16 protein-coding genes and 10 pseudogenes are annotated in these 26,890 nt (G+C 60.3%); 8 read left to right on the top strand and 18 right to left on the bottom strand.

Features of this window, described 5'->3' with window-relative positions; translation table 11 throughout:
- Positions 1-366: 366 nt before the first annotated feature.
- The 5 genes from ACE10Z_RS35765 to ACE10Z_RS35745 form a co-directional block, all read right to left on the bottom strand.
- On the bottom strand, positions 367-1,320 hold the full coding sequence (locus ACE10Z_RS35765; RefSeq protein WP_375784926.1) for a LysR family transcriptional regulator: 954 nt from the start codon (positions 1,318-1,320) through the stop codon (positions 367-369).
- Between the two features lie 70 nt (positions 1,321-1,390).
- A complete protein-coding gene (locus ACE10Z_RS35760) occupies positions 1,391-2,023 on the bottom strand; it encodes an acyl-homoserine-lactone synthase (RefSeq protein ID WP_375784925.1) in 633 nt (210 codons plus the stop codon).
- Between the two features lie 94 nt (positions 2,024-2,117).
- On the bottom strand, positions 2,118-2,930 hold the full coding sequence (locus tag ACE10Z_RS35755) for a LuxR family transcriptional regulator (RefSeq protein ID WP_375784924.1): 813 nt from the start codon (positions 2,928-2,930) through the stop codon (positions 2,118-2,120).
- Between the two features lie 458 nt (positions 2,931-3,388).
- Positions 3,389-3,457, bottom strand: a complete 69-nt coding sequence (locus ACE10Z_RS35750) for a hypothetical protein (protein WP_375790001.1) — start codon at positions 3,455-3,457, stop codon at positions 3,389-3,391.
- Between the two features lie 733 nt (positions 3,458-4,190).
- A complete protein-coding gene (locus ACE10Z_RS35745) occupies positions 4,191-4,559 on the bottom strand; it encodes a DUF2188 domain-containing protein (protein ID WP_375784923.1) in 369 nt (122 codons plus the stop codon).
- A 572-nt stretch (positions 4,560-5,131) separates the two neighbouring features.
- Between ACE10Z_RS35745 and ACE10Z_RS35740 the strand changes: the two are divergent.
- Positions 5,132-6,186 (top strand): annotated as a pseudogene (locus tag ACE10Z_RS35740) (IS256 family transposase); the annotation flags it as partial.
- A gap of 299 nt (positions 6,187-6,485) precedes the next feature.
- Here the strand turns inward: ACE10Z_RS35740 and ACE10Z_RS35735 are convergent.
- Positions 6,486-7,510 (bottom strand): annotated as a pseudogene (locus ACE10Z_RS35735) (transposase).
- Between the two features lie 246 nt (positions 7,511-7,756).
- Between ACE10Z_RS35735 and ACE10Z_RS35730 the strand changes: the two are divergent.
- Positions 7,757-7,972, top strand: a pseudogene (locus ACE10Z_RS35730) (transposase); the annotation flags it as partial.
- A gap of 136 nt (positions 7,973-8,108) precedes the next feature.
- Here ACE10Z_RS35730 and ACE10Z_RS35725 read toward each other — a convergent pair.
- Both ACE10Z_RS35725 and pcaB read right to left on the bottom strand, forming a co-directional pair.
- The gene (locus ACE10Z_RS35725) at positions 8,109-8,720 is read right to left on the bottom strand and encodes a cation:dicarboxylate symporter family transporter (protein WP_375784922.1); all 612 of its coding nucleotides are present in this window, start codon (positions 8,718-8,720) and stop codon (positions 8,109-8,111) included.
- A gap of 189 nt (positions 8,721-8,909) precedes the next feature.
- Complete coding sequence (gene pcaB / locus ACE10Z_RS35720) at positions 8,910-10,283, bottom strand: 3-carboxy-cis,cis-muconate cycloisomerase (protein WP_375784921.1); 1,374 nt, start codon at positions 10,281-10,283, stop codon at positions 8,910-8,912.
- A gap of 116 nt (positions 10,284-10,399) precedes the next feature.
- Between pcaB and ACE10Z_RS35715 the strand changes: the two genes are divergently transcribed.
- Entirely contained in the window at positions 10,400-11,134 is a 735-nt protein-coding gene (locus tag ACE10Z_RS35715; RefSeq protein WP_375784920.1) for a GntR family transcriptional regulator, read from the top strand.
- Positions 11,135-11,864: 730 nt separating this feature from the next.
- Here the strand turns inward: ACE10Z_RS35715 and ACE10Z_RS35710 are convergent.
- Both ACE10Z_RS35710 and ACE10Z_RS35705 read right to left on the bottom strand, forming a co-directional pair.
- Positions 11,865-12,888: pseudogene (locus ACE10Z_RS35710) on the bottom strand (IS110 family transposase).
- 372 nt (positions 12,889-13,260) lie between these two features.
- Positions 13,261-14,292, bottom strand: a pseudogene (locus ACE10Z_RS35705) (IS110 family transposase).
- A gap of 137 nt (positions 14,293-14,429) precedes the next feature.
- Between ACE10Z_RS35705 and ACE10Z_RS35700 the strand changes: the two are divergent.
- A pseudogene (locus ACE10Z_RS35700) lies at positions 14,430-15,800 on the top strand (transposase).
- A 209-nt stretch (positions 15,801-16,009) separates the two neighbouring features.
- Here ACE10Z_RS35700 and ACE10Z_RS35695 read toward each other — a convergent pair.
- A pseudogene (locus tag ACE10Z_RS35695) lies at positions 16,010-16,178 on the bottom strand (transposase); the annotation flags it as partial.
- A 215-nt stretch (positions 16,179-16,393) separates the two neighbouring features.
- Positions 16,394-16,558, bottom strand: a complete 165-nt coding sequence (locus ACE10Z_RS35690; RefSeq protein ID WP_375790000.1) for a group II intron maturase-specific domain-containing protein — start codon at positions 16,556-16,558, stop codon at positions 16,394-16,396.
- Positions 16,559-17,176: 618 nt separating this feature from the next.
- Here ACE10Z_RS35690 and ACE10Z_RS35685 point away from each other — a divergent pair.
- From ACE10Z_RS35685 to ACE10Z_RS35670, 4 genes and pseudogenes are all read left to right on the top strand, one after another.
- Positions 17,177-17,311, top strand: a pseudogene (locus tag ACE10Z_RS35685) (transposase domain-containing protein); the annotation flags it as partial.
- Positions 17,312-18,075: 764 nt separating this feature from the next.
- On the top strand, positions 18,076-19,608 hold the full coding sequence (locus tag ACE10Z_RS35680; RefSeq protein WP_375784919.1) for a porin: 1,533 nt from the start codon (positions 18,076-18,078) through the stop codon (positions 19,606-19,608).
- 405 nt (positions 19,609-20,013) lie between these two features.
- A pseudogene (locus ACE10Z_RS35675) lies at positions 20,014-20,525 on the top strand (IS5/IS1182 family transposase); the annotation flags it as partial.
- Between the two features lie 96 nt (positions 20,526-20,621).
- A complete protein-coding gene (locus ACE10Z_RS35670; RefSeq protein ID WP_375784918.1) occupies positions 20,622-21,176 on the top strand; it encodes a transposase in 555 nt (184 codons plus the stop codon).
- A gap of 45 nt (positions 21,177-21,221) precedes the next feature.
- On the opposite strand, the gene ACE10Z_RS35665 is transcribed toward ACE10Z_RS35670, so the two are convergent.
- From ACE10Z_RS35665 to ACE10Z_RS35640, 6 genes and pseudogenes are all read right to left on the bottom strand, one after another.
- The gene (locus ACE10Z_RS35665; protein WP_375784917.1) at positions 21,222-21,512 is read right to left on the bottom strand and encodes a tyrosine-type recombinase/integrase; all 291 of its coding nucleotides are present in this window, start codon (positions 21,510-21,512) and stop codon (positions 21,222-21,224) included.
- 213 nt (positions 21,513-21,725) lie between these two features.
- Positions 21,726-23,326: pseudogene (locus ACE10Z_RS35660) on the bottom strand (IS66 family transposase).
- Positions 23,327-23,400: 74 nt separating this feature from the next.
- A complete protein-coding gene (tnpB, locus tag ACE10Z_RS35655) occupies positions 23,401-23,721 on the bottom strand; it encodes an IS66 family insertion sequence element accessory protein TnpB (RefSeq protein WP_375784824.1) in 321 nt (106 codons plus the stop codon).
- 71 nt (positions 23,722-23,792) lie between these two features.
- Positions 23,793-24,806 (bottom strand): tyrosine-type recombinase/integrase, encoded by a 1,014-nt coding sequence (locus tag ACE10Z_RS35650; RefSeq protein ID WP_375784821.1) that lies wholly within the window; start codon positions 24,804-24,806, stop codon positions 23,793-23,795.
- Positions 24,803-25,717, bottom strand: a complete 915-nt coding sequence (locus ACE10Z_RS35645; RefSeq protein ID WP_375784822.1) for a tyrosine-type recombinase/integrase — start codon at positions 25,715-25,717, stop codon at positions 24,803-24,805. The genes ACE10Z_RS35650 and ACE10Z_RS35645 overlap by 4 nt, the downstream gene beginning before the upstream one ends.
- Positions 25,717-26,700, bottom strand: coding sequence for a tyrosine-type recombinase/integrase (locus tag ACE10Z_RS35640; RefSeq protein WP_375784916.1), 984 nt, complete (start codon positions 26,698-26,700; stop codon positions 25,717-25,719). The genes ACE10Z_RS35645 and ACE10Z_RS35640 overlap by 1 nt, the downstream gene beginning before the upstream one ends.
- Positions 26,701-26,890 lie beyond the last annotated feature (190 nt).

The raw sequence follows: 26,890 nt of genomic DNA, 5'->3' as shown, positions 1-26,890 counted from the left end.
GTCGCTGTTGGCGCTGCCAATGTCCGCCTCGGGCGCGGTGCCGACGGTGAGCAGCGCCGAAAAGGCCGGCTGCCCACTTCTTTCCAATGGTTGTCGACCTGGTCCTCAAGGCCAGAGTAGCCCGCATCGACCGCGCCAGCCTGCCCCTCCAGATGGCCAAGCTTAAACCCGCAGCGATCGAGGATGATAGGCCGATCAAAGTGACACACGAACTGCCGGCGAGCCGTCCTCGGGAATCCCGGAGCCTGCCAAAACCCTTTCTCAGGAAAAGGTGCGGACGATTCAGGATCCAGCCCAACTGATTTGCAACGATGTGGTGCGGTTCACGGCTGCGGGCAGGAAGTTTCGGAAGGCTCGACGGGCGCGTCAGCGTCCAAGCGGAGGCGAGGGGAAGCGCTCAGAGAGCAACTCAAGGAAGGCAGCCAACGCCGGGTTTTCATTGTCGGCTCGCCAATAGACCGAAAAGTCAAACCGGCTGGGGCCGGTGCCGTCGAGCAGCTCTCGGTAGGCCAGGCCAGCGAAATTGGCCCCCATGTCAGATTCGAGCACGAGGCTTATGCCGGCTCGCATGCTGATCAAGCTCTTGATAATGCCGCGGCTGACGTCGTGGCGCTCGATTTTAGGGCGATCCTCAGGCGAGACGAGCTTGGAAAGGAGGAGATCTTCAAACTCCTTTCCGGGATCGCAATGGCTCAGCAGTACCGTCTGCTCGCGCAGGTCAGTCCAGTTGACAGTCTCACGTGAACTGAGAGGATGGTCTTGGGCTAACGCAACCAGAACACGCTCGCTCCACAGCGGCAGGGTTTTGGTGCCCGACAATGGCAGCATCCCTGTGACGATCAGGATATCAAGCAAGCCGTTGCGAAGTAACGCCGCCAGGCGCGTTCGTGATCGTTCGACCGTCGCAAGTTCGATCTGCGGGAATCGCTGCTTAAACTCGAGTAGCGAGGCTTGCAGATTGCCTACTGAAAGCGAGGTGCAGAAGCCGACACTCAGACGGCCGCTTTCGCCGTTCTGAACGGACCTTGCGGTTGCGATAAGGGCGTCAAATTCTTCTACAATGGTCCTTGCCAGTCGAAGAACGCTGCGGCCGGCCCGCGTCGGGCGCACACCTCCGCTATAGCGCTCAAAAATAGCAATGCCCAAGTGGTGTTCAACCTCGCTAATTCTTCGGCTGAGGCTCGATTGTTGTGACCTCAGCAACTCCGCAGCTTTACGAAAACTGCCGCAATCGGCCGCGGCAACGGCCGATCTCAGGTGTTTCAGTTCGAGAGCTTTGCTGGCTTGAGGGGACGGTCGTCGTCGATGGAAATTGTGCATCGTAAGGCTTTAGCGAGCGGAGCTGCCGCCGCATGTAGCGATATTGGGACTTGTACCTGTTTCCGAAGGCCTAGGCGGCAGCTTGGATGACTGGGGCCCAGAGCACCGGACCTGAGATGCGCCCAGCCTTGCGGATGCGTTCCAAAGCATCGGTGGACACCTCCAGATAGCCCGCTAGCGCGATCGTATTTCCGAACGGTCGAGGTTTTCCGATCGAACGAAGGGGCCATCCGGCACGCCGAAGAACACGGTCCATGCGAGCATCAGTGACGGTGACTATTTTTGTTAGTCCAGTGGAGAGACCAAATTCGACCATACCAGCAAAAAGCTCGTACGTGGCGGCAGCAAGTCCACCGCCCGCTCTCGGCGCATCATGAGGAACATCGAGAGCGAAGCGGCTACTTTCCCACACCTGAGCGCTTCGTGGCGCAGCTTGTCCGTCCAGAAGGATTGGGAAAGTATCTCTAAGCATGGTTGGGCCAGTCGACGGCAGAAGGCGGACGCAGCCGTGAATCCTCCCGTCAGTCGAGCGATGCAGCAGATGAACTGGCCTAAGGACGTCAAATTCATCGACCTCTATGTCGCCGCTGACCTCGACATTCCAATCCAATCGCTGTTTGAAAACGCGATAGCGCAGCCGGTGCATCTCGGTAAGATCGTTGATAAATTCGCCGTAGTACTGTGGCGTAATGAGCTGGATCATTCCTGCTTCCCTGCTTTGATTCGGCAAATCAAGCAGGAAGCCAAGGCAATCGCATCCTGTGCGGTTGCACAGGTGGTTTACTGCGGGACGTGGCCTATCTTCGAGATTTTGACTCGGCTAAAAGCGCGACGGCTTGCCGAAGCGAGCGAACGCCGAGCTTCGCTCGGGCGTTATCCAGGTGAAAGCCAGCGGTCCGCTGAGAGATGCCGAGAATGATCCCAATCTCTCCGGCAGATTTGCCGCGAGAAGACCATTCGAGGCATTCGAATTCGCGAGGAGACAACACCACCCGACCGACGACGCGATCCGTTGCCCAAAGGCGCCGTGCATGTGCATGGAAAAACATCGCGATCAGTCGCAGATTCTGGGCGTGCTCAATTATCGAGCGCTCAAAATTGGCCCGGCGCTTGTCGGTCGCAAAACTCAGCGCAGCGATCGCACCTCCATTATCGTGGATTGGAAATGTGAGTCCGCAACGAATGCCATATTCGGCAGCTTCTTCGAATAGCTCACGCTCGGACTCCGGCCGATCTCGCGGTTCGTATCCGAGCCCCCATCGGAAGGGTTCAGTCTGGCAGATCGCCCGACGTACAACAGGATCGATCGATTCGTACTTGCGCTGCAAATAGAGAACTGTCCAGGAGGATGGATACGTCGAAATCAAACCAGGCGAACTGCCCGGCCTATGGGGTAGCGCAAGGTATGCGAAACACGGTAAATTCAGCGCCGCCGTGATATACGCCATGCTCTGTTGAGCAGCATGTTGGTCTGCGCTTTCAGCCAGCCGATCGACGAACGTCTGAATGATGGCATACGTCTGTGATGAACGCGCGGCGTCCCTGCTCATCGGCGCTTGCCAACACCTCGATCTGCCGCGCGAGGTAATTAATTTGTTGGTCGGGGTCATGCACAGTCTGGATGTCGAGCCCGCATAGTTGCCGTTCGATCAGCGAGGACCATGCAAGCTTGAAGGTCTGCGGATCAGAAACTTCGCCTTCAAATGCGGCGAAAGCAGGAGGACGGCATCTTCGTAATGTCTGCCCGTCAACGCGCCCTTGATTATTTAGGATTGTGGAGCCTTGGTGGAAAATCGCCACTTGAGTCGCGAACGAGCGATCAGTCAGGAAGCTGTCGGATTGGCGCGGACCGAAGAAGGAAGCCGGTGTGGTCTTAGGTGGAACTTGTTTCCCGCCTGGAGTTTCGCCTTGGCCGCCTCAATCAGCGAGTGGCTCGCTTCGTACCTCGCATCGATCAAAACTGTCGGCGCTCACAGTCTGGTTCCACAGTTTTGCGCCAGGTCTTCGATCCTCGCGCTCTCAAAGGCTTAGCGAGTTGCAAGAAGTTGCGGAGCAGCGCGTGACCTTGTTAGGTCAGTATCGATTCCGGATGGAGCTGCACGCCACAAGTCGGCTGATAAGGGTGCCCTAGGGCCATGATCTCGCCTTCTTCGGAACGCGCTGTCACGATGAGATGCGGTGCATATCAGTTATTGAGCTCGACGAGCAGAGAATGGTAGTGCCCGATGCTAAGTGGAGACGGGGGGACCCTTGAATAGCCCTCGGCCATCGTACGTTTCGTACGAAGATCGGCGTGCATCGGCCGACGTGCACGCCACGCGCCCGCCGAAAGCGCCTCCAATGCACTGGTGCCGGATGCGGATCCCTATAATTGGGACGCGACCTGAAAGTTTGTGGACAACGGCAGCGGATGTCCCGCCTCCATTGGCGTGCAGGGACCGGGCCAGATCGCGACTGCGGGTGGCTTGAGGTCAACAAGATAGGTGTCCACAGTTCCAGTCGCCGGCGGACCAGCTGGTGTGGTATCTCTCGTCATGGCGTTGCTCTCATTTGTGGAATCAGCACCCCGAGCCTACCGGCTCAAGGTGGGCAACGCGGACCTCTTCACAAATTCAACAGAACCCGGGACATCCCCCTATGCATAGGAGGGCCGTTCTGAGTGGGCAACTAAGGGAGGAGTAATCATACTCTATGTTGGCGAGATGCTTTGCAAGAGTCTAAGCTGCGGACACACTTCGAAGCCGCGTATCCACAGGCAAACGGAAAGCTGAAACTCTGAAAAGGCGTCGACCTTTTCGTGAAACAGTGATTCCGCAGCGTTCATCGCGAATGATGCTACGATTTCTCGCGAATGGCTTTGAAAGCCCAAATCAGCGCGCGCCGATTACCTCGGATCTGAGGAAGATTGCGCCGATCCTTGATAGCGGCCTTTCTCGCACGCCTCTGCAACGGGACCGGGGCTGCTGTGTCCTGATCTCGGCACAAGCTTCTGGGCGGCAACGAGTCGTGGCTGCCGCCCTCGTTCTTTTTACGCTGCTGGTGCGGAAGGTTGGCGTCGCTCCGGGGCCAATATCCCGCACGCGCTCGACATGAATCGTGGCGTTGAGATCCATGGCCCTGGCCTTGTCGATCGCTTCCGCTTGAGTATTTGTGGTCGCGCTCCCCCGGTCCGCATTCGGGCGCAACACATTGTAACGGCCATCCGGCCGCTGCTCGACGAATAACTCGTTCTTGGCCATAGGCCCTCCAGGATGGGTGAAACGGGTACCAATAAAGTGTCCTGGTTGCACGCTCGGAACGGTTATGTATCTGGCCGCTGGCCGTCGTACCAGCGGCACTGGATCGCCGATCGAAAAGATTTGGATTGAACTGATGCGCGTCCGCGGATCGCCGACCGGCCTCGCATGAGCCGGGCTGCGAGCCTCGCGTCCCCGCCATCTGGCGTCGATCGCTTCGTGCTTTATTCCCGGGCGCGCCGCGTTGAGCCGCTAACAGACGCTCTCGTACGCAGAAGACGCGCGCACCAAGGCCTAAAGGTCCTGCCCAAAAATTGCTTCCGAACTTCGCTTAGGCCCTGCGCTTGCTCCCACCGTTCTCGACGAAGGCCAGGCACTATGCGGCGCCGTTTACCGGCGCAGAACTCCTGTCCAACAGGGAGAACAACAATGTGCAAGAGAAAAAACGTCATTACGCCCTGAACAGGGCGCCGGCGCCGAGCTATGCGGGAAAGTGGGTGATGACGGAATGAGATAGGCGGCGTATCGAGGCGGGTGTCGAGCCTGCCAGAACCTCTCAAGGAGAGCGATACGCCATGAACGAGACCAGCAATATTGTTGCCCTTCGTCAGCCCGACGATATCGACGATCCACTGACCAATATTCTGCGAGCTGGTGCTCGGCAGCTTCTGGCGCAGGCCGTGGAGATCGAAGTCGAGACGTTTCTTGCCACGGTGAAGGATTTGAAGCTGACGCGACGGCGTGCCCGTGTCGTGCGACATGGTTACGGCCCGGCGCGAACGATTGCGACCGGCATCGGACCGGTCGAGGTCGCGCGGGCAAAGATTCGGGACCGCGGGGCGGCCGGCGATAGCGAGCGGATCCGGTTCAGCTCGGCGATCCTGCCGCTGTGGGCGCGGCGCACCCGGAGCCTGGATGCGCTGTTGCCGGTGCTGTATCTGCGCGGCATCTCGACCGGCGATTTCCAGGAGGCGTTGACGGCCCTGCTGGGCGCCGAACTTGTCGCCGGCGGTCATCTCCCGGCTGACGGCCGAGTGGCAGGGCGAGTACGAGCGTTGGCAGAAGCGCGATCTGTCGGCGCGACGCTACGTATGTGTGGGCCGATGGCGTCTTCCTGCAGGCGCGCATGGAAGACCACGGCGAATGCATGCTGGTGCTGATTCGGCGCGACGCCGGAAGGCAAGAAGGAACTGATTGGCTTTCAGGTCGGCGTCCGGGAGAGCGCGCAGAGCTGGCGTGAACTCTTGATCGACGTGAAGCAGCGCGGGTTGCAAATCGCCCCGGAAATTGCCGTTGGTGACGGCGCGCTCGGCTTCTGGAAGGCTCTTGACGAGGTCTTTCCCGGCACGCGGCACCAGCGCTGCTGGGTGCACAAGACCGTCAACGTCCTGGACAAGGTCCCGCTCTCGGTCCAGCCAACATGAAGAAGGACCTGCGCGAGGTCTATTGGGCGCCGAACCGGGCGGCCGCCGAAGCGGCGATCGACGTCTTCGCCGAGAAATACCGCGCCAAGTACGGCCGGGCGGTCGAATGCCTCGCCAAGGACCGCGACGCGCTGCTGGCCTTCTACGACTTCCCTGCCGAGCATTGGGATCACTTGCGCACGACGGATGAGATGGACAAGCGATTTTTTGACCGAGACGACAATTGCGGAAATCGCGGCACGTCCATTCTTTTGTTCGGCCGCGCCGCAGGTCATTCTTCCGTCCCGGCCATCAATCTTGCAGCCGCCGCGCGCAGGGGCGGTCAAGGCTGGCCGCACTTGCGGCCACCGCAAGGCTTGGCCTTGACCGGCCCGAGCACGGTGGCACGCTGCATGGAACGGGCCTGGCTAGGCTGGAAGTTGCCGTCAGCTGCGATTATGGTTGTCGGGCGCGGGCGACCTCGTGGCGAAGCGTGACGCGTCGGCTGCAAGCGTCACCAGACTGCCTATGTTGTCTTGCCGAATTGAGGCGCCCGCGCGCCCGCTCTTGGCCGCCGCGGTTTCCATTGCGACACGAATTGTTCGTAGTTTCGCTCCGCCTGGGCGGCAATCACCATCTCGTGGTCGCGCAGCGCCTTGATGTTGTAGGCGTAGGCAGGTCCACGCCGGTTACCTTTCTGTTGCGGATGTCCGGCTTGAAGTTGCATTGCGCGGGTCTTGTTGGCGACCAGCGCTGGGCGCGCCCACAGGTAATCTTCGCCCTTCGTCAGCAAATGCCAGCAGAGCACCGTGAGCTTGCGAGCCACGGCCACCGCAGCGATCTGATGGCCGCGCCGGGCGCGGATGCGAACGAAGAAAGCATGCAGTGGACCGGGCGCGGTGATTGTCATCAATCTATTGACCGCGGGATCGTCCATTGCGTCCTGCGCGATCTCGCGGTCGAGCAGGGCCAGGTCTTCCGCCAATCGGTCAAGCTCACGGACGTGCCGATCGATCGCTGCGCGTTCATCGTCCGGCAACTGTTGAGCGGCCAACCACGCCCGGCCGCGGGCGTTGAAAAGATCGGCATGCGGGCACTTCGGGATCAGGTACGCGTGCAGGATCGAATGCACCTCGTTCTTGAGCCGCGTGCGATGCCGCACGACCTGTAGCGCCGCGCCACCAGCCGACGCTTGCGTTCGGTCTCCGCGTCCGGCGTCCAGATCTGCGGCAGATACCCGGCCGCCTGCAGACTGGCGAGCGTGCCGGCATCGATCTTGTCGGTCTTGACGTGAGCCTGGGCGATCGCCTTCACCTGCAGCGGATTGGCGATAATCACCCGCGCCACGAACGGCGCCAGAACCCGCGACACCGCCATGCTGTTGGCGGTCGCTTCGACCACCACCTCATCACTGGCCAGCAGGCTCTTGCCAAATCCCTTCAGCGCAGTCCGTGTCATATCAATGCGGCCCGCATGTCGGAGCCTGCCGTCTTCCCAAAACACCACCTCGCCGAAAGTTCGGTGGACGTCGATGCCAATCACCCGTCGCATTTGCATCTCCTCTGCCACACACATGACGGGAGCTGCCGGCGACACGACAACTACGGATTCGCGCTCTCGGCGCAACCGGGCGAGTTGCAGAGGCGGCCAGCTACTAACTCGAGCTCTCGGCTCATCGTGTGTATCGGCCTACCCGCACCTTCGTGCTCCCGGTGCCTCTGTCCCGATGGTCGCACCATACGCCACGGTGTTAGACACCGCGGCAGAACGTTGGCACCGACACATCTCATACCGGTTACCAACCCGATCGAGCGCCTCAACGGCGAGATCAAGCGGCGGACCGAGGTGGTCGGCATCTTCCCCAACGAGGACGCCATCGTTCGCCTCATCGGCGCGATCCTGCTCGAGCAGAACGATGAATGGGCCGTCCAGCGCGCCCGCCACATGACGCTGGAAACCATCGCGCCGTTGAGCGATGATCCAACCGTCAGCCTTCCGGCTATCGCCAGCTGACCTGCCCGGCTCTTGCCGGTGAATGCGGTGCCCCACCGCCAGTTACACCACGTCCGGGGACACGATCCTAATCCGTAACCGGTATGAGCCCCGCACCTGGGCATCGCGCGAATGAGTGAGCTGGGTCAAAATCGCGTCAGAGCCAAATTTGGGAGCCGATTGACAGTCCGCTTGAGCCCACGGCAAAGGCGACAGCACCGAAGGTGCCGATCGGTGCCACCCATATAATCAGACGGATGAATTCGAAGAACACGTCCGAAATGGCGTTGAGTCCGCGTTCGATCGGAAGCCGCTTGCTCTCATTCAGATGCAGGAGTGCCGCACCGAAGATCAGCGCGATCACCAGCACCTGCAGGAGTTCTCCTCTCGCGAAGGCGCCGACGAAATTGTCGGGAAAGATGTTGAGGATGAATTCCAGCGTCGAATGCGGCGCGCCTGCACCCGAGGGCGGCTTGACGCCGGCCGCCGCCGTCGTCGTCGACATGCCATAACCAATACTCAGCACCTTGCCTACTACGAGACCGAAGGTGAGCGCGATTGAGGACACGATCTCGAAACAGAGCATCGCGATGAGGGCGACCTTTCCGATCCGCTTGAAGTCGCCGGCCGACACAACGCCGACGACGACGCAGAGGAAGACCAGCGGGGCAACGGCGGTCTTGATAAGCCGCAGGAAGATGTCGCCGAGGATTTTGAGTTGAGTCGCAAAAGATGGAAACAGAAGGACGGCCAGCGCGCCAAGGATCATAGCGATCACGACCTGGACGCGAGATTCTTCCAGAGCGACTTCTTCGCCGGTGGCGAAGCCGATGCGACAGCGATAGACATTACCAACCTCCCTTCGAATTCAGTCATGACTCTCCCGTTCCGGCCTTTGGGCCAGGACAGGAAGTTCGGATGCGGTGACGCGAGCGCTTGGCTGCGCTCCTTCTCGGTTTCAGCTCCGGCGCTTGGCTGCGTTCAACACGCGGTCAACCATCACCGGTGCGAGGCCGAGATAGTTCCTGGGCGATGTCAGGCGATCGATCGTGGCGCGATCGATACGGCCGGACACCTCCAGCTTTGCGGAGAGCGCATCAGCGAGCGTGCCACCCTTTTCGTTCACGACGCGGCAAGCGTCGTAGACGACGTCATGCGCCTGCTGCCGTCCGATCTGGGGGGCTAGGCCCATCAAGACCGCCTCTGCCACGATCAGGCCGCGGCTGATGTCGAGATTGTCGGCCATCCGCTTCTCGTCGACGATCAGGCCACCAAGCGCGAATTTCGCCTGATGCAGCGCGCCGGCTGTCAGCACGAAGCTTTCGGGGATCGCCATCCATTCGGCGTGCCAGGGGCCAGTGGCGCGCTCGAAATCCTGGATCATGGCATCCAGCATCAAACCAGCATGCTGGCGAACGCCCTTGGAGGCTGCGAGCATCAATTCAGAGGAGATCGGGTTGCGCTTCTGCGGCATGGTCGAGGAGGCGCCGCGTCCCTTGACGAAGGGCTCGTAAACCTCTGCGAACTCGGTCGAGGCCATGATCATGATGTCGAGCGCGATCTTGCCGAGCGAACCGGTGACGAGGCCGAAGAAGTTCACGACCTCCGCAAGACCGTCACGGGCGACGTGCCACGTCGAGACCGGAATGCCGAGTCCCAGTTCCTCGCACAGCGCGGCCTGCACCTCAAAACCCTTGTCGCCGAGCGAGGCGAGGGTGCCGGCGGCGCCCGCGAACTCGGCGACCAGCACGCGTGGCTTGAGCTGCGCGAGGCGTTCGGCGTGGCGATCGAACATCGCAAGCCAGATCGCAGCCTTGTAGCCAAAAGTCACGGGCAGGGCCTGCTGCAGGTGAGTGCGTCCGGCCATCGGCGTGTCGCGATACTTCTGCGAGAGCTCGGCAAGAATGCGCCTGAGCTCTTCGATGTCCTCTTCGATGATCTTCAACCCGTCGCGTACTTGCAGGATCACGGCGGTGTCCATGATGTCCTGGGTGGTGGCGCCCCAATGAACGTAGCGGCCCGCCTCGCCGCATTGCTTCGCCAACTGATGCACCAAGGGGAGGATCGGGTAGCCGACGATGTTAGTCTCCTGCCGGAGCAACTCGAAATCGAGCGCGGAAACATCGACAAGGCGCGCGATGTCGTCGGCCGCCTGCTGCGGGATGACGCCACAGCGCGCTTCCGCCTTGCCAAGCGCGATCTCGACCTGGGCATAGCGGGAAATCAACGCATGGTCGGAAAAGACCTGGCGCATCCGTGGCGTGCCGAAGGCATCACGGAACAGGATGGAATCGAGAACAGTGGTCGCCGTAGGCGGCGTCGAGCAGTCCATGGGCTTTCCTCGTGACGGATCTCATGTCCGGACATAATCGTCCTAAATTATGTCCGGACATAAAGTCAACGGCCTGTTAAGATGAATTCTAGGAATCTTTTTGAGGTGGACGGCTTATGAGTGAGACGCGCTATGCCCAGGTCGCGCGCGACCTTGCGGAAGCGATTGCAAGCGGGCGGTATCCCGTCGGGGCGGTGCTGCCGACCGAGTTCGAGCTGTGTGACAAATATGACGCAAGCCGCCACACTGTCCGGGCCGCTATCAAGGAATTGCAGGACCTTGGCTTGGTATCGCGCAAGAAAAAATTCGGTACCCGCGTGGAGGCCAGCGCGCCGGCGCAGGGCGGCTATCGACCGTCGCTAACGTCGGTGGCCGACCTCGTTCAGTTTGGTGCGGAGCACAGCCGGGTAGTGCAAGAGATTGCTGAGGTTGTCGCCGATCGCGCACTCGCGAAGACGCTCAGTTGCGCGGTGGGACGGCGCTGGCTGCGCGTCTCCAGTCTTCGCCTCGACGGCAAAGAGGGGGCACCGCCGATCGGCTGGACCGACGTCTATGTTGATGCTGCGCACGAAAGTCTGCGCGACTCCGTATGCAGTACGCCGGATACGCTGATCAGCGACCTCATCGAGGCTCGCTTCAGCCGCCGCGCGGCCGAGATCCGACAAGACATTGATGCGATGATGATCCCGGATCAACTCGCTAAACCGCTTCGCGTCGAATGGGGTACGGCGGGTCTGCGCATCATCAGGCATTACCTCGACAGCGCCGGCGCGTGCTTCGAGACTTCGGTCAGCATCCATCCCGCCGGCCGCTTCATGATGTCGATGCGGCTCAAGCGCGAACGGGAATGACGCGGCGAACGGAGTACTCGCAGCGAACCGAACGCGATTGGCCGGTCCCGGGTGCCGCATCGTTCGAATACGCGGCTGCGCAATCGGCTTAAAGCTTCCGCCGGCAATGCCGAGGAAAGTCCCTGCTCCGGTTTCAAGGTGCTGCTCCGGCAGGATTGGAAAGATATCGATCTGCTGAAATGACCGGGCGATCCAAAAGACGCTGCCGGCGCCCAGATTTCATACACGGGCGATATGGCAACCCGAAACCGAATTTGGGCAATCGATGGCACCGCGGCGATCAACTACAGTTCGTTGGTGGATCCCACCTGTTGGTGGCAGCCAACCTACGCGAACTTTGGCGCCTATGCGTCGATCGATCGTGCGTACAACACGGCCGCTAGCCAAGCAGCGTCCAACGCCGACAAGCTCGCGTACGGGGCCTACATGCAGGTCGGCTACACCTCTCATACGCTCAAGAGTGTCATTCGGCCCTTTAATTGCGGTTTGTTGTTAAGCTTCCCTTTTGAGCTCTCCAACGGCACGACGGTAGAGCTCGGGCCGTCGGAGCTGGTCAGGGTTACGGAGACGGCGCGAGCGCGGCTGAGGTGTGATGGTTAATCAGGCATTGGATCGGCCTATAGTTGAACCTTTGATGCCATCGCTGGGGTAATGGTCCTTTCCGAGGTCGCCACAACCACCGTCCCAGCGTGACATCGCCAGCCGATCGAGAACCGGGCCAGAAAAGGGATCACACCTCTTTCGGGTGCCCCCAGTTGAACGACGTACCGTCGACCCAGATGCAGTGCAGGACAACGGCGATCTTGCGCGCAATGGTCACCTTTGCCTTCCTCATGCCAATCCGCTTGGCAAGCTTCAGTCCCAGGCCTTGAGGGAGGACCATTTTTCGTTCGATAAAGCAGAACAGTCGCTGCCTCGAACAGGTACGTGCGGAGGAGCCTGTCACCCCAGCGTGATATCTTGCCATTGATTTCCGTCTCGCCAGATTGGTTGCGCCGAGGTGTAAGACCCAGATAGGCGCCAACAGTCGATGCCGATCGGAAGCGCGACGGGTCATCGATTGTATGGCGGAACGTCAACGCCGTCACCACGCCAACACCAGGAACCGTCATCAGGCGACGCGTCGTCTCATCCGACTTCGCCAACTGGCAGACCTCGTTGTCGAACTTGCGTTGTTGCTTGCAGATCTGCTCATGGATCGACAGAAGCGGCATGATCACACCGAGGAGTTGATGATCTTCCAATAGCTCGCGAACCTGATTGCGAAACTGCAGTCCGATCGCGCGTGGGAATAGCAAGCCGTATTCTTTGATCAAACTGCAGATACCTGGTTCTCGATATCTCGACGAATGGCCACGAGCCGGGACCTCGCGACGAGTATCGCGCGGATCTTCTGACTTTCCTCGCTCTTGACCTTGACTTCTCGATACCAGCCAATGCGCACCAGTTCGGCCAGACCTCGAGCATCATTTTGATCGCTTTTGTTCATGCGTACGGACAAAGCCACGTGGGCGTGCCGCGCGTCGATGCAAACCATCGGCAGATCAACCCTACGAAGTTCATGCCACAGCCAACTCGCCATCGCCTCGGTCTCAAATTCGATGCGCTCCGCATGCGGCGCACGCTTACGAAGCAGCGCAGTGAGCGCTCCCGGATCGGACTTGTTTTCCCTTGAACGAGACCTCACCCACTTCATTGACCACGCACACAGAGGTCTCCTTTTGCGAAACATCCTGCCCAACATATTGCTTCATAGGCCCCTCCGACTCAGGATGATTGCGTGAGTGCGTGATGATAGCGGACCTTTGTGCCGCGGGCGCCGACCGCAATTACGTCATCGTTTGCAATATTGGCTCTGACTCATATGTGGAACGGCCCGGGTTGCAAGATCTTTTTCCGGTTGAACAAGGGATGACGGTGCGGTCATATGTTCGGCCTGTGAACGCGGCGCCTGGCCGCTGGCCACGATGATATCCGCGGAAGCAATCGCCCAATCAATTTCTCGCGCTCGAAGCGCAGTGAGTCAGGCGGTCTGATTGCTACCGGAATGACGTCATTCGGGGTTCATCCAGATTTGCACCTTGCCTCCTCGGCAGCTTTCTTCTTCCGCCGGAGAGCCCTTGAGATTAGGATTTCAGCATTGTAGCCGGCGCCTGATAGATGCCGCCTCTGACCAGCAAAGGCCCAGATCGTGCGCGCAATCTTATTGGCGAGCGCGACCGATACGACCTTGACCGGCCGTCTTTGCAGCATGGTCCGAATCCAGAGCGGGACTTTCAAGCCTCGTTTAGCAAGCTTGATGATAGAGGTCGCACCAACGATCAAGAGCGTTCGTAGTTGCCGATTTCCACGCTTTGATATCGCGCCGAGCCTTTCTTTCCCGCCGCTCGATTGTGCCCTCGGTGTTAGCCCCGTCCAAGCGGCAAAATCTCGTGCAGTCGCAAAATCGCGAACATCCAAGACCGATGTTCGAACAGTAGCGGCGATGAGAGGGCCGACACCCGGAATGCTCATCGGACGCCTTGCATCGGGGTCCTTTCTGACGGCAGCCAAAATCTCTCTGTCGAGCTTCTCTATGCGGGTTGTAAGCAGCTCAATCTGTTCAGCGAATAGGATCAGGGCAAAGCGGGCGGCGCCGGGGATCCTGTTGTCTTTTTCGTCCCGGAGAAGCACCAAGAGTTTTGCGATGCTTGCCATGCCTGAGCCGGCGATAGTGCCCAATTCGGCCATATGAGCGCGCAGAGCATTTGCAGCCTGGCTGCGCTGCCTCATTAGCATCTCTCGCGTTCGCAAAATCATGCTGGCTGCTTGTTGTTCGGCAGTCTTCACCGGTACGAACCGCATTGTCGGGGGGGTGACCACCTCACAAATGGCTTCAGCATCCGCCACGTCGGTCTTGTTTCGTTTGACGTAAGGCTTCAATAGGCTGGCGGCATCATGCGGACAGAGTGGCCCAGCGCCGCTATCTCGCGTGCCCAGTGATGGGAACTCGCACAGGCCTCCATACCTACCAAGCAAGCTGGAAGGCTCCGAAAGAAGGGCAGAATCTGCGATCGCCGCAATGTGCGACGAACCAAGACTTTCCCGTTTTCGGCGGTGCCGTGAACTTGAAAGATCGACTTGGCCAAATCCAAACCCACTGTGATAATTTTCTCCATGGAACGGTCCTTCCTTTGTGGCGCCTCTCTACGCGACCACGTTAGGCACTTTTGATGCCGGTTCGAAGGGCCGTTCGACACCATCACTTTTGATGCAGTTTGGGGGATGTCTGCCGTTTTGGGGGAGAATCAGCGCCATGCAGCAAGCACTCCAGCGCTCCAGTCTGGTGCCACGTGGGTTTGTTGTAGAAAGTGCGTACTACGAAGACGGTAAGGCCGCTGTTGTGGTCCGAGCGTCCGGAGGTGTTGGTCTGTGTCCGTCGTGCGGAACGGTTTCCCGACGCGTCCATAGCCGCTATCGACGACGCGTGACCGATCTTCCGCTCTCGGGCCGGATTGTAGAGTTCCTGGTGATCGCTCGCCCCTTCCGCTGCGACGCTGTCCTGTGCGGGCGCCAAATCCTCACCGAGCGCTTTGCCGAACGCGTACTGGCTCCATCGACGCGACGCACGGCGAGGCTGGACTCTATCGTCCACCGCCTCGGCCTGGCGCTTGGCGGTCGACCAGCAGCAGGCTTCGCAAAGCGGCTGATGCTACCGGTGAGCAAAGACACTCTTCTGCGCGTGGTCCGACGCCGCAGCGCCCGCCGGCCGATCCGCTCAGGGTTATGGGGAGTGGTGAGGGATATGGCGAAGCTGCGGCGAAGGCGCTGCCGCAGGCGGTACAGGTCGCGGATCGGTGGCATCTGATGGAGAACGCCAGTCGGCCCTTCCTCGAGCCGTCCTCAAATCGATGCGCCAGATCCGCAGCGCGATCGGGGCAACGACAATCGATCCCAAACTCCTCACCGCGGCCGAGCGCCTCCAGTATGAGGGCTATCTGCGCCGCGAAGAGACCAACGCAACTATCTTGCGCCTGTCGAAAGGCGGAACGCCGATCAATCGTGCGCCAGACCAACAAGTGATCCGCGGCGAAGGCCACGATATCTTCCGGAGCCGGCAGAACTCACTCGATCAGCATCTGCCATGGCTCGACGACCAATAGGCGGCCGGTCGTCGAAACGGCGCTGAACTTTGGCGCCGTTTAAAGGTACGCGGCTTCCGAGGCTCCCTTCGCATTGTCGGCGAACGGACGACCCACGGACGGCGATCCGAAAAGGCCGATATCGAAAACCTCCACCGGATCCCATCGGCCAGAACAATCGTTCGTCTTATGACGGTCGGACGGGATACGCTCCTCCAAGGCGGAAACAATCACTGTCGCCGCGGTCGAAGCTGGCGTTCCCACCCTTGTCGAAGCTCGAGAGATCGTAGCCGAATTCCACCGGATGATCCGGCGCAGAGCCGCCGCTGAGTTGTCATCCTGGATCGAGCGCGCTCGCCAGCCTTGTCGCCTCATTCGCCCCCGGCGTTACGAACGATGAAGCAGCGGTTCGAGCGACAATCACGTCGCCCTGGTCCAACGGACAGACTGAAGGTCAGATTACTCGCCTCAAGCTCATCAGACGTCAAATGTACGGCCGCGGAAAAATCGATCTGCTTCGAGCCAGATTGATAGTTGCCGAATGAGTGAGCTGCACCAAAATTGCGTCAGAGCAAAAGTTGGGAGCCGATTGACACTCATGCTCAGGTCGCAGTCGGCGGCTGGCCTGCCGTGATCGGCGCCGCACTGGATCGCCTGTGTAAGCGGCAAGCTAAGGCCGTCAGGCGGCGTAGTTCCATGGCGTAAGCGCCTCGATCTCGCTGCTCGGCCAGCCGTTGGCAATGCGCTGAAGCGTTAGGGTACCGGCGAAGGCGGCCAGATGCTTCTGGAGATGCTCGCCTCGTCGGTCGCTCGAGGCGTAATAGACCGCCGCCGGCGGCGCAGGGCCGGCGAAGGGTCGATCATCCCGCTCAAGTCCAGATCCGGCCGGTCCTGCACTTGCCCTTCGCCAGGATACGGACGGTGGGGTGAGTAGGCCGGAGGGATTTCACCTCCAGCCTCTCGCAGAACCGGGCGTGAGACTCTCGCCTCACCCGGCTCCCATCCGGCAAGCTTGCCGCCATCGCCAAGTTGCCAATGCACAAAGAGCCTGCGGTCCTCACGCGCGATCTTCTCCAGGAAGAGACACGCGCGTCCTAAACGGTGATGGAGCGCTTGTACTTTCGCTTCAGCCAAATCGCTAAGTCTGGTTGATGTAGCGTGCCAAAGGATAAGGCGCTGAGCGCATGTATTGCCCATAATAAGCGATCCACCCTCTAACCATCGGGTTTAGCTCGCGAGCAATATCGTCCAGTGTCACCTCGGTTCGCCTGCAAAGTTTCAAGCCTCGGACCGTCGCCCGCATGGCGTTCAGCGCCGGTTTGCTGACCGCTGGGGTGAACACACAGAACATTTTCTGCGAATGCGGCCCCAGGACCGATCGTGGGCGGGAGCAATAACCGAGAAAGTCAAACATAACCGTCTCGCTTTTACCTCGGCGTCGATCATCCTTGCAGTAGACGACCCTCGTCTTCGTAGGATGCAATTCCAGGCGGCACTCCGCCAGCCGAGCCTGGAGCTTCGCGAACGCTTTGCGTCTCCATCTCATTCCGACAATGTACCAACCCGTCATCCGCATACCGACACCACCTGAGATCGGGGAACATCCGTGCCATCCAAAGATCAAATGCATAGTGCATGAAGAGGTTGGCGAGGATCGGTCATGAGTCAATCGAAGCGACGCAGACCTATCTGCATGGCCATCTTGCACTCAAGGAAATAGCCCTCGCAAAGCTCAAGCCGTACAGACACACGAACTCGCTTTCAGCCAAGCGACCACCTGCTCGCCTTTCTCGAGGCGCTGTAAGAGGCCAGACTATGCCCAATGGAATCCGGACAACGATCGCTCGACCGGCGGTAAGCCCGCCCAAACGGCGGGCTCTTCCTAGAACCATTCGGCATAGTTCGACGGTCGGCATAAATCGCCAAGCTCAATGACATCCACCCAAAGGCTTGGCTTGCCGAGGTGCTGGCGCGCCTTCCGGATCACCCCGCCAGGCGCATTCCCGAACTCCTGCCTTGGAATTGGCGTCTTCAGAACATCGCTCACGCCGCCTAAGTGCGGTCAGTCATCCGACGAGACAACCCAACCGGGTACATTCGCCGGACGCGTACGTCAAAGTCAAGCGCCGGTATCGTGAAGGGTTGACCCAATTCAACATCCAACTCATCGGCTTCTTCGCCTTGATCGGCTGCGGTGGCTTCGGACAGTTGGGTTTTCGTTGCCGAGCTGGCGTACCGCCGCGAGGGTCGCCAGCAATGCAGCTGTAGAAATTGCGGATTCCGAATTCTGGCGCCGGCAGAACGATGCCACACTCGCCGCCGCGGCTACAACTTCTGCCGCTCCATGCAGCTGAAGCTTTTGTTGCACCGAATTCTCGTCCAGCTCTCTCCTCTGATTTCACCCTCGCCGCCGGACGCTTACCGGGACGGGGCGCAGGGATCCATGACTCCTCCCTGTAGCGGGCTGGATGAGCGGACCGAGGTCGTAGCTGGCACTCTTGCCCTAGCGGCCCTCGCTTAGACGAGCCGCGCAACTGTTCCAAAACTCAGGCCCGCCGGTAGTACCCTGTTCGCGACTAAGAGCTAGAGGCTAAGGTGCGTCAAAAATCTGCGCATTCCACCGATCACTTGCAGAATTTCGAATTCCTTTGGCTGAAATCAGAGAACTTCGGCTTTAGGGCGCGTTAATATTTACCGTGGGGAGCGAGATGAGCCGAGGCCTAGGCTGCGCTGTGTAGCCGGCAAACTCGATCGGCTGATCATAGTCTCCGTACCAAGGGGCTGGTTTTTGGGAGTCCTGAGCTAATGAGAGGGGCATCGATGAAAATAGCAAAGAGTCTGATTCTTGGCTCTGCAGCCATGTTTATGGGTCTGGGGGCGCAGGCAGCCGATCTTCCGCTGAAGGCAAAGCCCGTCGAGTACGTAAAGATTTGCTCGCTGTATGGTTCTGGATTCTACTACATCCCGGGCACTGACACCTGCATCAAACTGGGTGGTTATCTGCGTGTCTGGACCGGCTTGCGCGTGAATGCCATCGCTTACCCCGCCGATTTCGGTGTGGGTGGCGCGCAAAATCGGCTCAGCAACAGCTATACGGCCCGTTCTCGTGAAGCCCTGAATATCGATACGCGCACCGCGACCGAGTATGGCGTGGTCCGCACCTTCTTCCAGGGGGCGTACCAATGGACGTCGGGCGGATACAGCGGAGTAGGAGGCGGTACGACCGTTTACGCATCGCTCGGTGGCGTTCCGGCGCCCAACAATGCCAACCCTGGCGCTCCTGCCGGCGGCACGTTCTGGCTCCAGTACGCCTTCATCCAGTTCGCTGGTTTCACGCTCGGTAAGGCGGCGTCTCAGTTCTCCGCGCCCTGGTTCGATTATCCGGCGAACTGGTACGAGCTGGCGGGCAGCGGCGGCTTTGATCCCGTGAACCAGTTCACCTATACCGCCGACTTCGGCCCGGGCATCACGGCCTCCTTCTCAGCCCAGGATCAGGTTGCCCTTTACACAAGCAACATCTGGAACGTGAGTAGTGCGACACCCGCAGGTCTCGCCGTTGGTGCGTACGGTGCCAATGACATTGGCGGATCGCGCGCTCCAGACCTTGTCGCCATGCTTCGTGTTGACCAGGCCTGGGGCCTGTTCCAAGCGTCGGTTGCCGCGCACGATAACCATGCCGCCTATTATGGCGCGACCGAAACTAGCGGCCATCCTGACGACAAGTGGGGTTGGGCTGGTCAGCTGTCGTTGTCGATCAAGAATATCCCGACTGGTCCGGGTGACACGATCAACATGTCAGGCGTATACACGCACGGTGCTAGCCGTTATAGCTTCAACAGCGCTATGTCGAGCACCTTCGCGATGTACGGTGGTACGAAGTTGGCGAATGCTTACCAGAGCGTCGGACTTGCTGGGCTTTCCGACTCCGTGTTCGTGACTGGCTCCGGCCAGGAATTGACCACCACCTACGGCGTCAACGCCGGCTACACCCACAACTGGAATCCGAACTGGGCCACCGCCATCTACGGCGGGTTGGGCGCGGTGCGCTATAACAGCACCGCCAAGGGCTATATCTGCAATGCGGTGGTCACAGGACTCGTGTTGTCGAGCGGGTTCGCCGGCTGTAACCCCGACTTCAACTACGCGAGTGTTGGCACATACACCTCCTGGACTCCGGTCAAAAACCTCACCTTCTTGGCGGAACTCAATTATACTATGCTGGACCAGAAATACGCGAGCGGAAGTACTGTAACGCTGCCGCTGCAGTCGAGTATCGCAAAGCCAGGTGCTGCGTATGAGCTGAAGAACCAACAAAGTCTTACGATGCTGCTTCACGCCCAGCGCAACTGGTGAGCCTCTGGCAATCCACCGGAACGACATGAGGCTGATCTCTAGATCTAAAGTTTGACCTCCAAGACGGCCTCTGGGATGCCCCCCAGAGGCTGTTTACGTTTGGGATACAGGAGAAGATCGCCGATTGATCAATACTCCACAGTCTTAGGAAGTCCCTGCGCGTCGCAAGAAGTTCATAAGCAACGTGCCTTGTTCGGTAAGTATCGAGTCGTCCCTCAAAAGCACCAAGTGACTAATCTGGAATTATAACTTGGCGGGAAGGCTGTTTTGAGATTGCAAGGTTTTGAGGCTTTGAGCCTCGTAACTTTTGCAATTTCGCATTCGAGATTTCATTTGGTGACGAAGCATGCTTTCCTATCTATATCGGAGAGGAGAGGCGGCCGAAGAAGCACGCGACGACGGGATCAGACCGGCTTTTTGATCGGGCTGTTGTCGCTCAACGATGAGGGGGGTGCAAGCGCTGGGTCCGCGCCCCGTACTTTCAGTTCTTCACCGGCGAAGGGTTCTTCCAGTACGCGTTCCCGCACGAACGCTCAGATCTGAGCCACTGGCGCAAGCAGTTCGGCGACAAGCTGGAACTGCTGCTGGCCGAGAGCCTGCGGTTGGTGCACGAAGCCGGGCCCGCTACGCAGCCAAGACCTCAAGCCGGTCACGATCGATACCACGGTGTAGCCGAGGGCCATCACTTTCCGACCGATAAGCTTTTGCATGCGGCTATCCGTGGACTGAACGGCCCTGGCGAGGAGGCATGGCATCAGGCTGCGGCAATCCTGTTCTCGCGTGGCCAAGACCGCCGCGATGATGGCGGGACGCTACGGTCACGCCAAGCAACTCAAGGGCATCAGCGCCAGTTGCGCATCCTGCGCAGGCGGCTGGGCTGGATCATTCGCGACATACGCTGCAAGATCGAAGGTCAGGCTCGCGCTGTATCCCTCCGTTGAGGCCGTTGAGGGCCGCCTTGTTTGACGGATGCGAGCGCTGCAGGTCCTAGGGGTAATCCTACGAGAAGCGCAATGACGATTTCGCGGGCAGAGGTGATCACATCGGTCGAGCGGCGGCGTCGGTGGTCGCAGGATGAGAAGGAACCGCTAGTTGCAGCATCGCTCGAGCCCGGAGCCACTGTTTCCGAGGTGGCTCGCATGGCCGGCCTTCATGTGAGCCGGCTGTTCAGGTGGCGCAAAGAGCTTTGCAAGCACGGTGATACGAGTATAGCGCGGTTAGTGCCGGTCGAGATTGGGCCGTCTGTGCCGCCGCGGGATGTGGCCGAAGCACCATTGACGACGGCGCCGGCGCGTCGACGGAGGAGCCATGGCATCATCGAGATTGATCTTGGTAGCGGACACCGCATCCGGGTCGATGGCGACGTTGATGGAGACGCGCTGCGTCGAGTTTGTCGATGCTCTGGTGCGCCGATGATCCCGGTTCCGACAGGCGCGCGAGTATGGCTCGCGACAGGCTACACGGATATGCGCAGAGGCTTTCCGTCGTTGGCGCTCCAAGTGCAGGAGGTGCTGCGCAAAGACCCGCTCTTATGTGTCGGACGAGATTATGTGGCGGAGGCGCCCTAACGCCAGCCAGGGTCGGCCACCCAGGGTTTCTCCGCCACATAATAATCAGATGTTGGCCAGCAGCTGCAGGATGGTGTCGTTCGGCCGGGAGCGCGCGCTGCGGTCGCCTGAGACGCCCGCCTTCTCGAGTCCTCGGCGCATCATCTCGACATCCGCAGCGGCGTATCGGTGGGTTGTGGCGACCTGAGCATGGCCAAGCCAAGCCTGGATCGTCAGGAGGTCCACGCCTGACCGGAGAAGCTTCATGGCGAGGGAATGCCGGAAGATGTGCGGCGATATCGGCTTGCCCTCCAAGCTTGGCCTCGTGGACCCGGCCTGGGAGGCGGCACGCCGCACGATGTATGTCGCGCCGAAACGCGTCAGGCGCTGTTGTGGACCCCGACGAAGATCGGCCGCGGTTCATGATTGGCGAGGCCGCGTTCGCTCAATAGGTCCGTCAGCGATCGCACCAGATCCTTAGGAATGGGAACGACGCGATCTCGGCGTCCCTTGCCGTGAAGGAGCACCTGCGGGCGTCCTCGCTCCAACGTAAACGGCAAGCTGAGGCCGTCAGGCGGCGTGGTTCCATGGCATGAGCGCGTTGATTTCGCTGCTCGGCCAGCCGTTGGCGATACGCTGAAGTGTTAGGTTGAGCCAAGCGAATGGATCGACGTTGTTCATTTTCGCTGTCTGCAGCAGCGTTGCGATGGTTGCCCAGGTTCGTCCGCCGCCGTCGCTGCCCGCGAAGAGGCTATTCTTTCTCGTAATTGTTTGCGGCCTGATGGCGCGTTCGACAATGTTGGAGTCGAGCTCAATGCGGCCGTCGGTGAGGAAGCGTTCGAAGATGGCACGGCGCGAGACGGCATAGCGGATCGCCTCAGCCAGTTTTGATTTGCCGGAGATCCGCCGCAAAGTCTGCTGCCAGAGGTCGAAGAGATCAGCGACGACCGCCGCGGAGGCTTGCTGGCGCGCGGCAACGCGAACGTCGGGGTTTTGACCGCGCACGGTTTTTTCGACCTGCCAGAGCCTTGCCATCCGCTCGACCGTCGCCGTTGCCACTTCCGAGCTCCCTGCAACATGCAGCTCGTAGAACTTGCGTCTGCTGTGTGACCAGCAGCCAGCCAATGCGACGCCATCATTGCCGCGATCGGATCGCGCCAACTTGTTATAGGCGGCATAGCCATCCACTTGCAGGATGCCCCGATAACCATTGAGATGGCGGGCCGCGCATTCGCCGGAGCGGCTGTCTTCGAAGCGATAAGCCACCATCGGGGGACCGCTACGGCCAAAGGTTCGGTCATCCCTGGCATAGGCCCATAAGTAGGCCGTCTTCGTCGATCCGGAGCCGGGAGCGAGCGTCGGCAAGGTGGTTTCGTCGGCAAAGACCCGTTCGGCCTTCTTGACCTCGCTGAAGATGTAGTCGGCCACGATCTCCAGCTCGAAGCCGAGCTTGCCCATCCATTGCGCCATCAGCTGGCGGTCGAGTTCGACCTTGTCGCGGGCGTAGATAGCCTCCTGCCGGTAGAGCGGCTGGCCATCGGCATATTTGGCGACGGCGATCTGGGCCAGAAGCGCTTCCGTCGGAATGCCTCCTTCAATGATATGGACCGGGGCCGGCGCCTGGATCACGCCGTCCTCGTTCTTGAAGGCGTACTTGGGACGGCGCGTAACGATCACACGGAACTTGGCCGGCACCACATCCAGACGCTCCGACACGTCCTCGCCGATCAGCACCTTCTGCTTGCCGGCATGCTCAGCCAGCTCTTCCGGCTCAATGACCGTTTCGATCCGTTCCAGATGGGGCGCAAAGCCCTTGCGCCGACGCGGTGCACGCTTGCCGTCCGCCTGCTCACGGCCCTTGCTGACCTGGGCCTTGATCGCAGCGATGCCGGTCTCGATTTCCTCGAAGACAAAGGTCTGCTGTTCATCGTCACCGTTCGCAGAGCCGAGCTTTTCCGATCGTCGGCCGAACCGGACGCGGTCGAAGGCCTTCAGGATCTGCGTCAGCCGCTCGATGCGCGCATCGGCATCGGCGTTGCGCGCCCTGAGATCGGCGACTTCGCTCTCCAGAGCATCGGCGCGGGCCGCCCTCTCGGCCATGGCATGCACCATGGCTCTCAGCGTCTCTGCGTCTCTACGTCATTCGGGAGGTTGAGATCGGGCGGCGTCATTGGCCCGACCAGAGCACATTTTGCCCCGGTTCTCTTGCCTTTTCAGCTCACTGATTCACTTCGCCGCAGCGCTTTTACCCAACAATCTCCGGCGGCTTGACCGCCACGGTCCGGACCCGCTTCCAGTCCATTCCATCCACCAGTGCCATCAACTGCGCGGGATTCATCTGCACCCGATGATGCCCGATCCGCGGCCAGCAGAACTTCGCCTTTTCAAGACGTTTTAAATAGAGGCACACGCCGGAGCCATCCCACCATACGATCTTTATTCTGTCGGCTCTTTTGGCCCGGAAGACATAAAGTGCACCGTCGAACGGATCTGAGCCCGCATCGCGCACAAGCGCAACAAGGCCATCGATACCCTTGCGGTTATGTGGTGCACCACATAACCGCAATTATGCGGAGCCTACGATTATGCGGAGTGCGCGGCAGGAAGTTGCTCCCCGCCGCGGTTTTCTCGTATGTCTCACTCCGCATAATTCGGCTTGCGTCCGGCCGCGTTCAGCATGGCCAGGAGCTTGTCGGGCGCCCGGAAGCGACCTGGGGTCAGCATCGGCGGCGACATGGCGGCGAGCGCTTCGAGCTTCTCTGTCGGATCGGCACGAAGGTAGACCTCGGTGCTTTGCAGGCTGGCGTGTCCGAGCCACAGCGAGACTTTCCGGACGTCCCGGGTGGCCTGAAGCGTATGCATGGCGCAGGTATGGCGCAGTACGTGCGGACTGACGCCTTTGTCGGCGATCGAGGGCGCTTTGCGAGCGGCGGTGGCGACATGCTTGGTCAGGATGTATTCAAAGCCTGAGCGGGTCATCGTCTGGGCGCGGGCGTTGAAGAACAGCTCAGGAGCGCCGCTGACTGGACGCACTTTGAGCCAAGCCTTCACAGCTGCGGCCGTCTCCTTCCAGAGAGGCAGGACACGTTCACGACGGCCCTTGCCCATGATGTGCACGCTGGACATGGTCTGGCGATCGATCTGATCGAGCCGGAGACCGACCAGCTCCGACACGCGCATGCCTGCGGCGAGGGCCAGATGCAGCATCGCTCGATCACGGATGCCGGACACGGTGCTGACGTCTGGCGCGTCTAACAGAGCCTGTAGCTCGTCACGGGTGAGATAGCCGACGAGCGCCTGATCGGTCTTCTTCATCGGGATCGCATGGATCCGACGTGATTGGTTGAGGCAGGATGGCACCCTGTATTCCAGGTAACGGAAGAACGAGTTGATCGCAGCGTACCGGGCATTGCGGGTTCGCGCCGAGTTGCCGCGCTGCTTCTCTAGATGCTCCAGGAATGCCAAGATCAGCGGCGCGTCGAGCCGTTCGATCTCGATCTTCGATGGCTTGAGCTTGAGCCGGCCGGCGGCAAAGTGGAGCAACAGCTGGAAGCTCTGCGCATACGCCTCGCAGGTATGCTGGCTCGCTCCGCGTTCTTTGGGCAAGTGCTCGCGTAGGAAGCTGCTCAGGTAGGGGGCGAGCGCGGTCATGCGGCACCTCCAATGAGCAATGCCTCTCCGGCCTCGGCGATCTGGCCCATCAGGACCGGCGTCGCCTGCAAGTACCAATAGGTGTCGGTGACGTGGGCGTGGCCGAGGTAGGTGCTGAGTGCGACGATATGGCGAACGACCGCAGCACGATCGTGGCGGCACTGCTCCAGTGAGCGGACTGCGAAGGTGTGGCGCAGATCGTGGATGCGCGGATCTCGCCCCGAGTGCGCGCCCCTGAGATTGGTGCCATCAAGGAGCTGCAGGAAGATCCGTCGCACGGTGTTGTAGGGCAGCGACTGCCCGGCAACCGATACGAAGAGAGCACGATCTGTGGTGGTTAGCGACCGCCGGGCAACCAGATATCTGTCGAGCGCCAGCCGAGCTGTTGCGTGAAGCGGCAACAGCCGGCTCTTCTGGAACTTGGTCTGCCGGACGACGAGCCCATCGGCAGTCACATCGTCGATCTGCAGCGCCAATGCTTCTGCGATCCGCATGCCAGTAGCGGTGAGCAGGCCGAAGAGCGTTGCATACATGGTCGGTCTGATCGAGCCCGCTGGCCGGAGTGCCGCCGCAGCACGAAGCAGTCGTGCGATCTCCTCCGCACTATAGATATACGGCGCTCGCCGCTTGACGACGGCGTGGCCGAGTGCATCCGCCGCCGGAACCTGATGGCGCGGATCCTCGGCATGCATCGCCAGCGCAAACCGCCGCACGGTAAGCAACCGGTTGCGGCGCTGCTCCGGTGACGGCGCACGTGCGGCCCATGCCAGGACCCGGGCACTTCTGATGTGCCGGTCGCCGCACTCCTCGGCGAAGCCGACGTAGCCCCTCAGCAGGATTTGCTGGACGCGGAACTTGAACCCCAGCGACTGCTGCTGGTCCACATATTTGGCAAGATATTGACTCAGCATCACGCATCTCCCGGCCATGGCTGCGCGATCTGCAGCAGCATCGTCACGTCGACTTTGGCGTAGTGCGCGGTCATGTCCGGTGAGCGGTGGCGCAGTACGGCGCCAACTGTGTCGAGCGTCGCGCCGCCCCGCAACATGGCCGTCGCGGCCGAATGCCGAAGCAGGTTGGCTCCATTCGACGGAGCGGGGATACCGGCCTTTCGTATTGCACCACGCACAACATCAGAGACTGCGCTCGAACCTGTCAGCGGCCGGATTGGTGCATTCGACATGAAGAAGATTCGAACATCGGCGACGTGCGGCCGGGCCTGATCCAGATAAGCGAGCAAGGCATCCCCGGCATCTTGCGGCAGCGGTAATCTCGTCTCCCGCCGCCCCTTGCCACGAACCGACAGCGTCGCCTGTTGCCAATCAATATCGGTGAGACGAAGAGAGAGAATGTCGCCGGCCCGCAAGCCCAGTCGTGCCAACAGCAGCAGGATCGCCCGATCACGAACGCCAGTCGCGGTGGTCTGGTCGCACGTTGCAATCAACGTCTCGACATCTGACGAGCTGATGTATCGCGGCAGCGACGACAGTCGCCACTGCGGAATGATTGGCACAGCATGATCGAGTCCCGCCCGGCACACCCCCCGCGCGGTGAGGAACCGCAAATATCCTCTCAGCGCCATCGTCATAGTCTTCACATAGGCGAGCGAGACCCGTTTCGTCTCTGCAATGATCACGTCGCGAATGAGTTGGGCATTCCAGCTTCGCGGCTTGCTGCCAAGTGCCGGGAGCAGCCGCATGACCATGCGACCATGTCGATCTATTGTCAGCTCTGTGACGCCGCGATGCTGCCGCAGCCAGTCCTGGAACTCGACTACCCACCGGTCGAGCGTCGGTATTGCGAGCTTCGGCTTGCGCTGGACGATCCCGCGCTCGCCGAGAAACTCGACGAACCGGCGCACCCGCCTCACGTACTTCTTGGACACGCCCTTCATGCGACGTATGCCGGGGCATCGACAGCGATGCCGAGCGAACTGATCAGTGACGCCATCATCGATGTCGGTGACTGCGACCTTGGACAGCGTGCGTGTTTCGGCAATTTCCGGACAGCAATTTCGGTAATTCGCGGACAGCGATTTCAGTAATTCCGGGACAGGGATTCCGCTAAATCGCGGACAGTTGCGG

This window comes from Bradyrhizobium sp. Pha-3 (genome assembly GCF_042258615.1).
GTDB lineage: Bacteria > Pseudomonadota > Alphaproteobacteria > Rhizobiales > Xanthobacteraceae > Bradyrhizobium.
The sequence above is the reverse complement of the archived record's forward strand: the minus strand, read 5'-3'. Positions and strand labels throughout refer to the sequence as shown.

Coding starts and splice junctions, on each gene's coding strand:
- ACE10Z_RS35650 (WP_375784821.1), bottom strand. CDS start 24,806: ATGACCGCGCTCGCCCCCTACCTGAGCAGCTTCCTACGCGAGCACTTG.
- ACE10Z_RS35725 (WP_375784922.1), bottom strand. CDS start 8,720: ATGATCCTTGGCGCGCTGGCCGTCCTTCTGTTTCCATCTTTTGCGACT.
- ACE10Z_RS35640 (WP_375784916.1), bottom strand. CDS start 26,700: ATGAAGGGCGTGTCCAAGAAGTACGTGAGGCGGGTGCGCCGGTTCGTC.
- ACE10Z_RS35670 (WP_375784918.1), top strand. CDS start 20,622: ATGACGATTTCGCGGGCAGAGGTGATCACATCGGTCGAGCGGCGGCGT.
- ACE10Z_RS35645 (WP_375784822.1), bottom strand. CDS start 25,717: ATGCTGAGTCAATATCTTGCCAAATATGTGGACCAGCAGCAGTCGCTG.
- ACE10Z_RS35715 (WP_375784920.1), top strand. CDS start 10,400: ATGAGTGAGACGCGCTATGCCCAGGTCGCGCGCGACCTTGCGGAAGCG.
- ACE10Z_RS35745 (WP_375784923.1), bottom strand. CDS start 4,559: ATGGCCAAGAACGAGTTATTCGTCGAGCAGCGGCCGGATGGCCGTTAC.
- ACE10Z_RS35755 (WP_375784924.1), bottom strand. CDS start 2,930: ATGACCCCGACCAACAAATTAATTACCTCGCGCGGCAGATCGAGGTGT.
- ACE10Z_RS35680 (WP_375784919.1), top strand. CDS start 18,076: ATGAAAATAGCAAAGAGTCTGATTCTTGGCTCTGCAGCCATGTTTATG.
- pcaB (WP_375784921.1), bottom strand. CDS start 10,283: ATGGACTGCTCGACGCCGCCTACGGCGACCACTGTTCTCGATTCCATC.
- ACE10Z_RS35690 (WP_375790000.1), bottom strand. CDS start 16,558: ATGCGGGCGACGGTCCGAGGCTTGAAACTTTGCAGGCGAACCGAGGTG.
- ACE10Z_RS35760 (WP_375784925.1), bottom strand. CDS start 2,023: ATGATCCAGCTCATTACGCCACAGTACTACGGCGAATTTATCAACGAT.
- ACE10Z_RS35765 (WP_375784926.1), bottom strand. CDS start 1,320: ATGCACAATTTCCATCGACGACGACCGTCCCCTCAAGCCAGCAAAGCT.